Source organism: Salinicola lusitanus, from assembly GCF_003206045.1.
GTDB classification, from domain to species: Bacteria; Pseudomonadota; Gammaproteobacteria; order Pseudomonadales; family Halomonadaceae; genus Salinicola; species Salinicola lusitanus.
On the sequence record NZ_PZJM01000006.1, the window covers coordinates 55,522 to 68,654 of the forward strand.

At 65.9% G+C, this 13,133-nt stretch carries 8 protein-coding genes; 2 read left to right on the plus strand and 6 right to left on the minus strand.

Annotated elements, in window-relative coordinates:
• Positions 1–112 precede the first annotated feature (112 nt).
• A complete protein-coding gene (locus DOM45_RS11405) occupies positions 113–1,294 on the plus strand; it encodes an ATP phosphoribosyltransferase regulatory subunit (RefSeq protein WP_110601108.1) in 1,182 nt (393 codons plus the stop codon).
• An 88-nt stretch (positions 1,295–1,382) separates the two neighbouring features.
• Positions 1,383–2,675: an adenylosuccinate synthase gene (locus tag DOM45_RS11410; RefSeq protein ID WP_110600644.1), complete on the plus strand. Its 1,293-nt coding sequence runs from the start codon at positions 1,383–1,385 to the stop codon at positions 2,673–2,675.
• Positions 2,676–2,885: 210 nt separating this feature from the next.
• On the opposite strand, the gene DOM45_RS11415 is transcribed toward DOM45_RS11410, so the two are convergent.
• The 6 genes from DOM45_RS11415 to DOM45_RS11440 form a co-directional block, all read right to left on the minus strand.
• Positions 2,886–5,642: an SEL1-like repeat protein gene (locus DOM45_RS11415; protein WP_110600646.1), complete on the minus strand. Its 2,757-nt coding sequence runs from the start codon at positions 5,640–5,642 to the stop codon at positions 2,886–2,888.
• Between the two features lie 109 nt (positions 5,643–5,751).
• Positions 5,752–7,038: an alginate lyase family protein gene (locus DOM45_RS11420; protein ID WP_240612368.1), complete on the minus strand. Its 1,287-nt coding sequence runs from the start codon at positions 7,036–7,038 to the stop codon at positions 5,752–5,754.
• Between the two features lie 29 nt (positions 7,039–7,067).
• On the minus strand, positions 7,068–7,964 hold the full coding sequence (locus DOM45_RS11425; RefSeq protein WP_110600648.1) for a polysaccharide lyase: 897 nt from the start codon (positions 7,962–7,964) through the stop codon (positions 7,068–7,070).
• A gap of 65 nt (positions 7,965–8,029) precedes the next feature.
• Positions 8,030–9,469 carry a PilZ domain-containing protein gene (locus DOM45_RS11430; RefSeq protein ID WP_110600650.1) on the minus strand — a complete coding sequence of 480 codons (1,440 nt, stop codon included), beginning with the start codon at positions 9,467–9,469 and terminating at the stop codon, positions 8,030–8,032.
• 28 nt (positions 9,470–9,497) lie between these two features.
• A complete protein-coding gene (locus DOM45_RS11435; RefSeq protein ID WP_110600652.1) occupies positions 9,498–11,459 on the minus strand; it encodes a glycosyltransferase in 1,962 nt (653 codons plus the stop codon).
• 195 nt (positions 11,460–11,654) lie between these two features.
• Positions 11,655–13,070 carry a UDP-glucose dehydrogenase family protein gene (locus DOM45_RS11440; protein ID WP_110600654.1) on the minus strand — a complete coding sequence of 472 codons (1,416 nt, stop codon included), beginning with the start codon at positions 13,068–13,070 and terminating at the stop codon, positions 11,655–11,657.
• Positions 13,071–13,133: the final 63 nt, after the last annotated feature.

A 13,133-nucleotide genomic window follows, 5' to 3' on the forward strand; every position in this document is an offset into this window, starting at 1 on the left:
GGATGCGCCGCGGGGCCACGCCCCATGGCGCCTCGGCCGCGACTATCACGGGGTGGGCAAGTTCGCCTTGGCACCCGATCACTACCGAATCACCGCTTGGCAGGACAAGCTCATGACGATCGCTGACCGCTGGTTGCTTCCCGACGGCATGGATGAAATATTGCCGCCGCAGGCGACCCGGATGGAGGAGTTGCGTCGGACGCTGCTCGACCTGTACGACCGCTGGGGCTACGACCTCGTCATGCCGCCGCCGGTCGAGTTTCTCGATTCGCTGCTGACGGGCACCGGCACGGATCTGGATCTGCAGACGTTCAAGCTGACCGACCAGTTGACCGGTCGGATGATGGGGGCCAGTGCCGACGTCACGCCGCAGGTGGCGCGGATGGATGCCCATTCGCTGAAGCGCCAGGGTCCGGTTCGACTCTGTTACTGCACGACCGTGCTGCGTGCTCAGGCCGACAAGCACCAGGGCGGGCGGAGTCCGATGCAGGTCGGCGTCGAGCTCTTCGGTCATGCCGGTCTCGACGCCGATTTGGAGGTATTGAGGCTGGCGCTTTCCAGCCTGGAAGCGGCGGGCGCCAGCGAGATCCATCTGGCCCTGAGCCACATCGCGATCTATCGCGAACTGGTGCGCGGCATCGGCTGGAACGAAGAGGTCGAGCGGGCGTTTTTCGACGCCATCGAGCGCAAGGCGTACGTCGTCATCGACGAGCTGGTCGCCGCGAACGTCGCGGACCCGGGCCTGGCGCGGATGCTCGGCGAGCTGCCCAGGCTACATGGCGGCGCGGAGATTCTCGAGCACGCCAGGCTGGCACTGGCCGATGCGCCGGACGCCGTGCGGGAAGCCCTCGACCAGTTGGTGCGGTTGCATCGTGGCGTGGTGGCGGAGCACCCCGAGGTCTCTTTCTACTTCGATCTGGCCGAGCTTCGTGGCTATCAGTACCACACCGGTATGGTGTTTGCCGCCTACGTGCCGGGTTACGGCCAGGCACTGAGCAAGGGCGGGCGCTACGACGATACCGGGAAGGCCTTCGGTCGAGCTCGCCCAGCTACCGGTTTTTCCATGGATCTCAAACAGTTGGCGACCCTGGCCGAGCGCGAGCCGCCAACCGATGGCATCTGGGCGCCGAACCGCGAGGATGCGGCGCTGAACGACGCCATCAATCGCCTGAGGGCACAGGGAGAGCGCGTGATCCAGGCACTGCCCGACCAGCGGACCGGTCCGGGTGCACACCGATGCAATCGCCATTTGGTGCTCCAGGAGGGAGAGTGGCGTACCGAGCCGCTGGATTGACCGATGACGGCGAGATGCCGACAAGGTGACAGCGAATGGATCGCGACGAACGACGGGATCGCGACGGGTTGATCAAGAGACGAGAGCAATGGGCAAGAACGTAGTCGTATTGGGTACTCAGTGGGGCGATGAGGGCAAGGGCAAGGTCGTCGATCTGCTGACCGAGTCTGCCAGTGCCGTGGTGCGGTTCCAGGGTGGACACAACGCCGGCCACACGCTGGTGATCGATGGTCAGAAGACGGTTCTGCACCTGATTCCCTCCGGCGTGTTGCGCGACGACAAGATCTGCGTGATCGGCAACGGCGTGGTTCTGTCGCCGGAAGCGTTGATCGAGGAGATCAAGGAACTGGAGGCCAAGGGCGTGCCGGTGCGCAAGCGCCTGCGGTTGTCGCCTGCCTGCCCGCTGATCCTGCCGTACCACGTCCGTCTCGACCAGGCGCGCGAGAAGGCCCGCGGGATCGCCAAGATCGGCACCACCGGTCGCGGCATCGGCCCGGCGTACGAGGACAAGGTCGCGCGACGTGGCCTGCGGCTCGGCGACATGCTGCATCGCGAGCGTTTCGCGTCAAAACTGGGCGAGGTGCTCGACTACCACAACTTCGTGCTCACCCGGTATCACGGCGAGCCGGCGGTCGATTTCCAGGAAGTGCTGGATCAGGCGATGGCCTTCGCTGAAGAGCTGCGGCCAATGGTCTGCGACACGGTCTCTCTGGTGCACGATATCCGCAAGTCCGGCGAGAACATTCTGTTCGAGGGGGCCCAGGGCTCGCTGCTGGACATCGATCACGGTACCTATCCGTACGTCACCAGTTCCAACACCACCGCCGGCGGCACCGCGACCGGTTCCGGTGTGGGTCCGCTCTATCTCGACTACGTGCTGGGCATCACCAAGGCCTACACGACCCGGGTGGGGTCCGGTCCTTTCCCCACCGAGCTGTTCGACGAATTCGGTCGGCACCTGGCGGAGAAGGGCCACGAGTTCGGCGCCACCACCGGGCGGGCGCGACGCTGTGGCTGGTTCGACGCCGTGGCGCTGCGGCATGCGGTGCAGATCAACTCGGTATCGGGTATCTGCCTGACCAAGCTCGATGTCCTCGATGGCCTCGAGAACATCCGGGTCTGTGTCGGCTATCGCAGCAAGGATGGCGAGACCATCGACAATCCCGTCGACTCCGAGGGATACGAGGTGATCGAGCCGCTCTATCACGATCTGCCGGGCTGGAACGAGTCGACCATCGGTGCACGCAGCATCGATGATCTGCCGGCGAACGCGCGGGCGTATATCGCCTTTCTCGAGAAGGAGGTGGGGACGCCGATCGATATCATCTCCACCGGCCCCGACCGTAACGAGACGATCGTGTTGCGCAACCCGTTCGACTGATGCCCCGCGCTGGACGATGACCCCAACGACGAGACCCNNGGGTCTCGTCGTTGGCGGGGCGGCGTTGATGCCGACTCCGCGCGTTAACCACGCTTTATCTGCCACAGGCCGGCGCTCACTCAGGTGGCGTTGACAGTCGACTCGTGGGCCCACGGCCCTGCCGTTCGCCGATCAGCGCCTCGTCTGGCCTGTCGATTCCTCGGGCAGCACTCAGGTTGTCTGGCCAGCGGCATCGGCGACATCCGTATCCTCGAGTAGATCCTGCAACGTTCTGATGGCGGTTTCGCTGTCGCTCTCCATCACGCCATCGAGCCAGATCATTGCCTGCTGTTGATCGACGAACTCCACGCCCCGCGCCTGGAGGTAGGCCTGGGCCAGCGACACGCGGGCGGATCGGTGTCCCTGGCGTGCCGCATCGACCAGCAGTCGGGCGCCCTTGTGGGTATCGCGCGGCAACACCTCGCCACTGAGATAGGCGCGACCCAGCGCCGCCTCGGCACCGGCGTGGCCAGTGTCGGCCGCCGCCGTCAGCAGCTGCCTGCCGCGGGCCACGTCCTGGGCGATACCGCCTTGTCCCTCGAGATAAGCCGCACCGAGCGCAGCTTTCGCAGAAACGTTGCCGTTGTCGGAGGCGCGGGAGAGCCACTCGATGGCCTGGGCCGAGTCCTGGCCGACGCCATTGCCCTCCAGATAGGCCTGCCCCAGGACACGCTGGGCATTGTCGTCGCCGCGCTGCGCCGCGCGCTCCAGATAGCGCACGCCCTTGGCGGGATCGGCGGCGACACCGGTGCCGTTCAGGTAGGCCTCGCCGAGGGTCACGCCGGCGGAGCCGTGGCCGGCGTTGGCGGCCCGGGTCAGTAGCCTGACGCCGCGTTGTGGATCGGCGGTGACGCCGTCGCCGGTCAGCAGCATCCTGCCCAGGTCGGCTTCGGCGCCGACATGGCCGGCGGCAATCGCACGTTCGAAATAGTTGGCGGCGCGCGCCTTGTCGACGGCGACCCCGATACCGTCGGCATACATTCGGCCGAGCGAGGCGGTGGCGCCGGGATGGCCTTCGTCGGCGGCGCGTGACAACCATTGCCTGGCGCTGGCGTCATCGGCGCGAACGCCTTGACCACCGAGATAGGCGCGACCCAGGTCCGCCATGGCCGGCACCTGGCCCATCCGGGCGGCGCGAATCAGATCATCGATGTTGCCCTGCTCGCCACTGGCGCGATAGGTGCGCGCCAGCGCCTGCTCAGCGGAAGGGTGGCCGGCGCGGGCGGCACGTTGCAGCCAGCGTTCGGCGCGGTTCAGGTCCGGTGGCACGCCGACTCCGTCACGGTAGGCGCGGCCGAGCACGACCATGGCGTAGGCGTCGCCCTGATCGGCGGCTTGCTCCAGCAGCCTGACGCCCCGGTGATCCCTGCCGGACAGCTTGCCCTCGAGGATGCCCTGACCGAGCCGGGTCTTGGCGGTGGTGTCGTCGGGGTCCTGCTCGATGGCTCGGTGCAGCCACTGCTGCGCCTTGGCTGGGTCGCGCTGGACTCCCTCACCGTCCAGGTAGGCGATTCCCAGGGTCCGGGCGGCACCGCTCTGATTCTGATCGGCCGCCTCGCTCAATAGCGAGACGCCGCGTTGCGGGTCGGCCGACGTACCCTCGCCCTCGAGGCAGGCTTGGCCTAGGCGCGCCGTGGCGTAGGGATGCCCCAGTTCGTGGGCACGTTCGAGATATTCGATGCCCTGTCTCGGCTGAGCCTGGAGCCGATCTCCCTCGAGATAGAGATTGCCCAGCAGGGCGAGGGCGTAGGCGTCGTCGTGCTGTGCCGCCCGCTGCAGCAGCGCGACCCCGCGCTGGAGACTTGGCGACAGGACGTCTCCCGCCACGTAGGCCTGGCCCAGCGTGCGGGCGGCATCGAGCTGGCCCTGCTGGGCGGCTTCCGATAGCCACTTTTCGGCCAGGCCCGGATTGGGCTCGATCTGACCTTGGCCCAGATAGGCCTGGCCCAGCCAGTAGGCAGCGTCCACATTGCCGGACTCCGCCGCGCGCCGGAGCATGTCCAGCCCCTGGGCGGGATTCTGCTGCGTGACCAGCAGGTGGCCGGCGGCCGCCAGCGCTTGCGGGTCACCGCTGTCGGCGGCACGGATCAGCCACTGCTGCTGGCGTGCCGGCTGGGGCAGCAGACCGTCTTCGGCGTAAGCGCGCGAAAGCGCCAGCATCGCGCCGACGTCGCCGCTCTCGGCGCGCGGCGTCATTGCCTGGGCGTAGCGTTCGGCGTAGGCCCGTGCCTGGCTCGGGTTGCTATCGAAAGCCCCGCCCGGCGCGTAGTTCTCGGCCAGGGCCTGGAGCGCGCGCGGCTCATTCAGCGCCGCCGCCTGTTCCAACTGGAGGCGCGCTCCGTAGACGTCACGCGCGACGCCTTCTCCGGCCAGCTGCATTTCGGCGATCTCGATGCGCGCACTGGGGTTGCCATCGTGAGCGACCGCCTGTTGAAACAGGTTCCACGCCAGGGCGGGGTCCTTCTTGACCCCGTCGCCGGCGCGGTAGAGCCGGCCCAGTTTCAACGAGGCGTTGTCGAGGCCGCTGAACTCATAGGGAACGGCCTGGCGATAGTAGTGCGCCGCCATCGCCGGATCGCGGGGTACGCCGGTCGCGTCGTCGTAGATTCGAGCCAGCTCGTAGCTGGCCTCGGGATGGGTGACCGCCATCGGCTTGAGCAGTGCGATGGCCTCGAGACTCTGCCCCTTGGCTTCGAGGCTGCGGATGTACTCCACCCGGTTCCAGTCGGTGGAGGGCATCGACTCGACGTAGTGATGGGCGAACAGCTCCTGGTCCTTGGCGGCGATCGGTTGCGTCTGGGCAGGTTGCTGGCTCGCGCAGGCGGTCAACATCACCACCGATGCCAGGCCCAGCATGAAGCGACTGCCAGCGCGGCGGCGTGTCACTGGCAGGTCTTTGCGGGTGGAAGGGGGCGTCGGTCTGGTCATGTGAATCTCTCCTTCGGGGGCAGGCCCGGCCTCCGTCCCTGGAGCGGGCCAAGATGGGTCAGGGGTTGAGCTCGAGGCTCGAATGCGGGTGTCGGGATTGGCGGCGTGATCACGCGTCGGGCTCGAAGGCGGCAAGTTCCGCCCTGTCGGGTTCCGGTAGCGCCCGAGGCTGGGCCTGCGGAGCCATGAAATAGAAGGTGACGTAGCCGCCGGCACTGCGGTTGTCGATGGGCCGTTTCTGGCTGACGTAGTGGGCGACCCTGTCGTCGTCGTGGTGACTGAGATAGATCTCCATCCAGGCGAGATACTGCTCGTCGTCGAGGAAGCCGTAGTACTGTGCGTGGGTAGCCAGGTCCCCCAGCGCCGCCGGATCGTCGAACGTATCCAGGGCGAACTGGACGGCGTCGTCGATGGTGTGGCCGTGGTATTCGAAGTCGAACAGGTCGTAACCCTGGCGATAGGCGACCTGCATGATGGTGACCAGATAGAGCAGGGCGTAATTCTGGTAGTGGCTGGCGCGGCGGCCGCGAGCCATCTCGTGGGGCAAGGCGCCGCGTGGGGTCAGGTTGTTGAGCGCCGAGTAGACGGCGCTGACGCCGAACTGGAACAGCTCATCGTCTTCCGTCAGCACGCCGATCATGCTGGCGTAGAGCGCGCGACGATAGAAGTGGTTGTTGCAACAGCTCGGGTCCCCGCCACGGATGGAGGCGTGCTTGTGGGCCAGGGTGTTGAGCCAGTGGTCGATACGCTCGATCGCCTCCGGACGCTTGTCCGCGACCGCCGGACGCACGACCGAATAGGCGAGCGCGGCGGCAAACATCATCGATTCGGTCGAGTACCAGCCCTGGGGTTCCAGGCGATCGTAGTAGAACTGGCTCAGCGCGTCGTGAGTCGCCCACTTGTCCAGGAACCGAACCAGGCAGTCGGCGTAGTAGTCGTCACCGGAGGCGACATACGAGCCGGCCAGGTTGGAGACGGTATCCTCGAAATCGAACAGCGGCTCGGAGGCCAGCTCCCACGCCTTGGGCTGCGGATAGTAGCCGGGGATCCGGATGACGCTGTCCAGCGCCGGCTTGGAAAGCTCCTGACGACAGCTCGGACCCTGCTCGAGTTGATCCCGGTTGTACTGCAGCAGGTCGTTGTCGGTGCGCTGCAGCAAGGCCATGCGCGCCTTGACGTCGAAATAGGACGCATCCGGATCGGTGACCGTGTACTCGGACAGATCCAGCTTCTGGCGCTGGGCGAAGCTCATCGTCTCGTCCGCCTCGGCGGGCCGGTCCGTCGGCGTCGGTTCGACCGCCTGTGCCGACAGGGCCGAGCCGAGGGTCGCCAGACCCAGGACGAGAACGAGGCTGTGACGCAGGCCGGGTCGGCCCGCGATTGGCATCCGGTTCATGAGAATCGACTCCCTGTCGATAGGATGGATCACCCCTTCGGGGTCATCAGCGTGAAATCGGCGAAATCGACGGTCTGGTCCCGAGGCGTGCGCCAATCGCTGCCATGGCCGCCGAAGAAGGTCGAGAACATCAGCCCGTCGATGTGCACCTCATCGGTGGTGCGATAGACGATGCCCTGCTGTTCCAGTGTCGGCTGGCCGTCGATCCAGACTCGCGCAATGCCGTTCTTGCGCTCGGGATCGTTGAGCACGATCTCCTCCTCGACGGTGACCCACTGTCCCGGCGTGAAGTGCCAGCGGCCCCGGCCCACCGATTCGCCGTAGTCGGAGTCCTTGTTGACGACATACTCGTAGAGTTCGCCCTGTCCCTGCTTGCGCCACATGAACCGCATCGAGAAGCCGTTCTTGCCGGTGACTTCGTCGCCGCCGGTAGGGCCATCGCCGCCGTACAGCCCCGGCAGCTTGCCACCCTTGACGAAATCGAAGCCGGCCGGGAAGCGCACCCGGTAGCGCAGGCAGGCGCGATCGGCCTGACGCAGCGCCGGCACCGGCACCACGAAACCGGCGCCGCCCTCTTCGGCGTCGCTGGGCGACGACGTGCCCGCGGGATAGTTGACACGCAGGGCAGGGCTGCCAAGACCGCTTTCGGTGCTGTCCAGGACCTGCAGGTTCTGCTCGCCCCAGCGACGCTGGCCAGCCAGGTTGTCCTTGATCCAGGCTTTGGGGTCGGCATTGTCATTCATCGCCAGGATCTGCACCGGCGCATAGCGGGATGAGCAGGCGCTGGCCTGCGGCTGGGTGAGCGAGTGATCGCTGTCCGCCTGGGCGGGAAGCGAGGCCAGTGTCAACGCGCCAGCGACCAGAATCGCCGAACCCAGCGGGCGCCGCCGGCGAGGTTGGCTATTGTCGAGCTTGGCTGGAATCATGTTCGTCTCCTTGGCGAGAGTGGCGCTTCGTGAATGGCTAGGTGATGTTCGAGTTCATGACACGATCAGTTCATGGCGCTCTTCATGCCGTCGGCGGCGCGGCCCCACAGTGACTGAACGCCCTGAGCCATGGCGCGGCCGGCCTGGTAGGTCCATTCGGCAGCGGTATCGAGCATCGGGGCATCGGTGAAGCGCACGTCGACCGGCGTGCCTACGGTGCTTGCCGGCAGCGGCGATTCCGGCACCAGCAGCACGCTGGCCACGTTTTGCTGTTGACGCACCCAGTCGGGGAAGCCGGCGCGCGGCTGACGCTCGACGTCGAGGGCGACGCTGCGCACGCGAGCGGGAATCGGCTCCGAGGCGTTGGGCAGGGCGATGTAAGCCTTCTGGTGGTTCTCGATATCGCCGATGTCCTCCATATGCACCAGCGCCTCGACCATCACGTCGTTGTTGCTGGTACTGACCAGCGTCATGACGCGGTCGCCCTCGTTGACATAGGTACCGCCGGCGGCGCTGAGCGCCCAGGCGACCTCGCAGTCGCAGGGGCTGTAGATGGTGTTGGCCGCGACCCGCGCCTTGTAGGCGTCGATACGCGAGCTCTCGTAGTCCCGGGCCGTCTCGAACTGCTCGACCCGGGTCTTGGCAATTTCCGGTGACAGGGTTTCAAAACCCAGCTCGCCGTTGGCGGGATTGGAGGAGGTGGCCACGCTGACCTTGCTGTTGCCCGCGTCATCGAGGCTCTGCTGCAGGTTCTCGATCAAGCGCTTGTTGTAGTCGAACGAAGCCTGAGAGAGCAGCAGGTCGTTCTGCAGCTCGGCGTTGTTGACGTCGATCAGTGGCTGGTCGCGTTCGACCTTGTCACCGGCCTTGAGATCGAGATCCTTCAACTGGCCGGCGCCGGGGGCAAGGATGTCGGTGCGCGGCGCCGTCACCGCAGCGAAGCTCGGCTCGATCAGGAAAACGTTGCGATAGACGGTCGCGGCGACGGCAGCCGTCAGCACGCCGGCGGCGACCAGCAGGGCCAGGTAGCGGAACATCGGCACCCGGCGCTTGGGTCGGGTGGCCGGCGTCGCCACGTTGCTCCGGCGCTTGCGCGGCGTCTGGGCGTCCTGCGGATCGATCAGGCCATCGAGACTGACGTGGCGGCCGCTCATCTGGGCCCGAATCACCCGGCGCAGGATATCCCGTTGACGGGGTTCCATCCGGGTGAACTCGAAGGCGATGAGCTGCGAACGGCCTTCGCCGATTTCTCGCAGCGGACGCGCCGTGGCGGATAGGGCCAGTTCGATGCCGCTGGCGGTCAGCATCAGCGCCACGGGAATCTCGCGCTGGCGCTCGAGCGGCATCGAGGTCTCCGCCGAAAAACCACCCATCGAGAGATCGTGGCCCTTGGCCACATGGCCGTCGCCCAGGCGTACGTCGAAGGGCATCTCGACCCGAACGTGGCGGCGTTCGTCACGGCGCTCGTGGCGTAACTGGTCCGTGTCGTTGTGTTGATCTGACATGATGAAATCTCCTTGTCGAGTCCCTGACCTACTGGCTGTTCCGGGCCAGCAGTTGTGTTTTCTCGTGGGCTTCGCCGAGCACCAGTGACAACTTCGTCAGGCGGACCTCCTGTCCGCCGACCCGGAGTCGGCAGGGGCGCTGTTCGTCACACTGGAATCGGCCCGCCTCGGCGAGCGTGGTGCCGTCTGCAGTGAGCTGGGGGGCGAGATCGCCGGCGACCTGCAGCGTGGTCGGATCATCGGGGTCGCCGTAACCCTGAAGGCTGGCGCCTCGGATCTTGTCCAGCGAGGCGACCTGGTCGTTGAAGCCGGCATCGATCCGGAAGTGACCCGCCGGCAGCTGCACGCTGCCATCCTGCGGGGCATCGGCCAACGTCAGCGCGAGCCAGCGATTGTCGTGGCTGGCGCCGTGGTCGGTGGCCTCCGGCTGGGTGCCGACCATCGCCGCGAGCGAGAGCCGGTCCGCCGGTGCCATGATCCCGCCGAAGACGGCCAGCACGAAGATCAGCGCGCCAAAGTAGAGCGTGTGGATGAGGTGGCCGCCCAAGCGCTGGCGGCGCGCGGCACTCGGGTCCTCCGGCTCACCGGCCGAAATGCCCTGACGCGACCACTTCTGGCGATTGAAGCGAAAGCTGACGTAGGTCTTGAGAATCGCGCCGCTGAGCTGGTTGTAGTAGAGCATCGGCACCCACAGCGCGCTCCAGCGGCCACGCTGCCATGCCAGCACCAGGCTGGTGATGCCGCGGGTCATCAGGATCCAGAGCAGATAGGCGAAGATGAACGACGGGCGTACGAACAGGGTCAGCAGCACGGCGATGCACGGGCCGATCAGAGTGGTCCACATCGAAAGCCGCTGATCGATGAGGCTCCACCAGGTGTAGAAACCCATTCGCCGGGGGCCGAGCGCGATCGCGCGGCCGTTGGTGCGCAGCATGTTGCCGAACCAGCGACGCATCAGGTCTAGCGTCGACTTGAAGAAGCGCCGGCGATCCGGCAGTTCCTCGAAGCCGGTGACAGTGACATCCGGCAGATAGAGCATCTTCCAGCGATGCTTGAGCAGCCAGAACCAGGTCGACTTGTCGTCGCCGGAGAGGAACTTGAAGTTACCGAAACGCCAGTGCTCGACATGGTCGTTCTCGACCAGTTCGATGAACTCGGGCTGGGTGGCCAGGTCGGCGCGGAAGGCGCTGTAGCGGCCCGTCAGTACCAGCAGCCGTTCCGAGACGGAGGTCGAGCTCATGACCAGATGACGCTGGGCGTAGCGCAGGTCGTACCACTCCTTGGTCGCGTCGTTTCCGATCACCACGGCGTTGTTGTTGGTGGTGATCGCGCCCAGATCCTCTTTCGCCAGGAAGAACGACAGCGAGCGCGCCAGCGTTCCCGGCTCGATGCGAATGTCGCCGTCCATGCTCACCAGCAGTGAACGGTGGGTCGGCATGCAGCGCGAGATGGCACGTAGCACCTCGGCCATGGCCGAGCGTTTGCCATCGCCCTTCTGGAACATGTAGCGGACGCTGATATTGCCCGGCCAGCCGTGTTCTTCCATCACCTGATCGATGATGTCGACATCGCTGCGATCGGCGATCGCGGCGAACAGCGTGGTCGGCACGCCGTAGTCGGCGGCATCGCGAATCAGGGCGTCGTAGACGGCGAAAGTGACTCTGGTGTCGATCCGGAAAGACGTGCACAGGATGTAGAGCGCGTCCGGTGTCTCGGTGGCACCGACGGCATCGGCCTGGGCTCGTAGCCGGGGAAACATGCGGCGGTTGTACCAGACCGAACGGATCGCCTGGACGAACCACCATGAGTAACGCCAGACGCCGATCAGGCCCACGGCGAAGATGAAGCTCTTCGAACCGGGATGGAAGACCTCGCCTGGCAGATGCGTTACCAGCAGCAGGACCAGCGTCGCGAGCAGCAGCATGACCGTGAATTCGGTTGCCACCGACGCCCTGCTGGGTCTGGCTCGGGTGTAGTTGATGTCGCTCATCGGATGTCCCTGAAATCTTCTTCTGGGGTCGCTCGATGACGCGACGTTGCGGCGTCATTGAGCGACCCGGTCCCTTGCGCGTGACCACCGAGTCTCGAGGGCAGACACGACGTTCCCGCGATCGACGCGGTGGCGCCGATGCAGATCGTGATCGAAAGGGGAGGTCGGCGGCCCTGCCGCCGACGAGGCCGGGGGTTACAGCGTATAGGCGACGCTGGGACCGTCTTGCCCGATCCGGGACAGCGGGGCCGAGGCGCCGTCGCCGCCGGAGAGCGGGATGCGCAGCGAGTCGGCACGACCAACCGCGAAATAGAGCAGGCCCGCGGCGCGCACGCTCTCCGGATTGAACAGGTTGCGCCCGTCGATGATCGCCGGGGTGGTGAGCTGCTCGCGCAGGCGCCGGAAATCGACCGTGCGGAAGGCCTTCCATTCGGTACAGATGACCAGCGCGTCGGCGCCTTCCAGGGTGTCGTCGCGGCGCTTTGCCAGCGCCAGGTCGTCGCGCTCGCCGTAGAGGCGTCGACACTCCTGCATCGCCTCCGGATCATAGGCCCGGACCTTGCCGCCGGCGGCCCAGACGGCTTCCATCAGCTCGCGGCTCGGCGCTTCGCGCATGTCGTCGGTATTGGGCTTGAAGGCGAGGCCCCACACCGCGATGGTCTTGCCCTCCAGATCGCCGTCGAGGGCCTGGGAAAGCTTGGTGAACAGGCTCGCTTTCTGGCGATAGTTGACCGATTCGACGGCGTTGAGCAGTTGAGCTTCGTAACCGACATCGGTGGCAGTTCGCGCCAATGCCTGAACGTCTTTCGGGAAGCAGGAGCCGCCGTAGCCGCAGCCGGGATAGATGAAGCTGTAGCCGATGCGCGGGTCGCTGCCGATGCCGCGACGCACGTTCTCGACGTCGGCGCCGAGCCGTTCGGCCAGATTCGAGATCTCGTTCATGAAGCTGATCTTGGTCGCCAGCATGGCGTTGGCGGCGTACTTGGTCAGCTCGGCGCTGCGGATGTCCATGAACATCAGCTTCTCCTGGCGCCGGTTGTAGGGGGCGTAACATTCACGCATCAGCGGTTCGACGCGGGGCGAGTCGCAACCGATGACGATGCGAGCGCCCTGGGAGAAGTCCTCGACGGCCGAGCCCTCCTTGAGGAACTCCGGGTTGGAGCAGACATCGAATGGGATGTCGACGTCACGCTGGTGGAGACGCTGGGCAATGGCCTCGGAGACGCGATCCGCCGTGCCTACCGGCACCGTGGACTTGTCGATGACCAATTTGTACTCCTGCATGTGCTCGGCAATGGTGTCGGCCACGCTGAGGACGTACTTGAGATCGGCGCTGCCATCCTCGTCTGGCGGGGTTCCTACGGCGATGAACTGCAGGGTGCCGAAGCCGACGGCCTCGGCCGGATCGGCGGTGAACAGCAACCGCTCCTCGGCGACGTTCTGCTTGACCAGGGCTTCCAGGCCCGGTTCGTAGATCGGCACGATGCCTTTCATCAAGCCGTTGATCTTGTTGCTGTCGACGTCCATGCACATGACTTCGTGGCCGGCCTCGGCGAGGCAGGTACCGGTGACGAGTCCGACATATCCCGTTCCAAAAATGGTGATCCGCACGATGGCTCTCCTTGCTGATTCGTGTCGCGACGCGTTCTCCTTCAACGGCATCAACCTGTCGCT

What these genes read in the sequence shown, in the direction of transcription:
- DOM45_RS11430 (WP_110600650.1), bottom strand. Translation starts at nt 9,469, where the DNA reads ATGTCAGATCAACACAACGACACGGACCAGTTACGCCACGAGCGCCGT.
- DOM45_RS11415 (WP_110600646.1), bottom strand. Translation starts at nt 5,642, where the DNA reads ATGACCAGACCGACGCCCCCTTCCACCCGCAAAGACCTGCCAGTGACA.
- DOM45_RS11405 (WP_110601108.1), top strand. Translation starts at nt 113, where the DNA reads ATGACGATCGCTGACCGCTGGTTGCTTCCCGACGGCATGGATGAAATA.
- DOM45_RS11425 (WP_110600648.1), bottom strand. Translation starts at nt 7,964, where the DNA reads ATGATTCCAGCCAAGCTCGACAATAGCCAACCTCGCCGGCGGCGCCCG.
- DOM45_RS11435 (WP_110600652.1), bottom strand. Translation starts at nt 11,459, where the DNA reads ATGAGCGACATCAACTACACCCGAGCCAGACCCAGCAGGGCGTCGGTG.
- DOM45_RS11410 (WP_110600644.1), top strand. Translation starts at nt 1,383, where the DNA reads ATGGGCAAGAACGTAGTCGTATTGGGTACTCAGTGGGGCGATGAGGGC.
- DOM45_RS11420 (WP_240612368.1), bottom strand. Translation starts at nt 7,038, where the DNA reads ATGAACCGGATGCCAATCGCGGGCCGACCCGGCCTGCGTCACAGCCTC.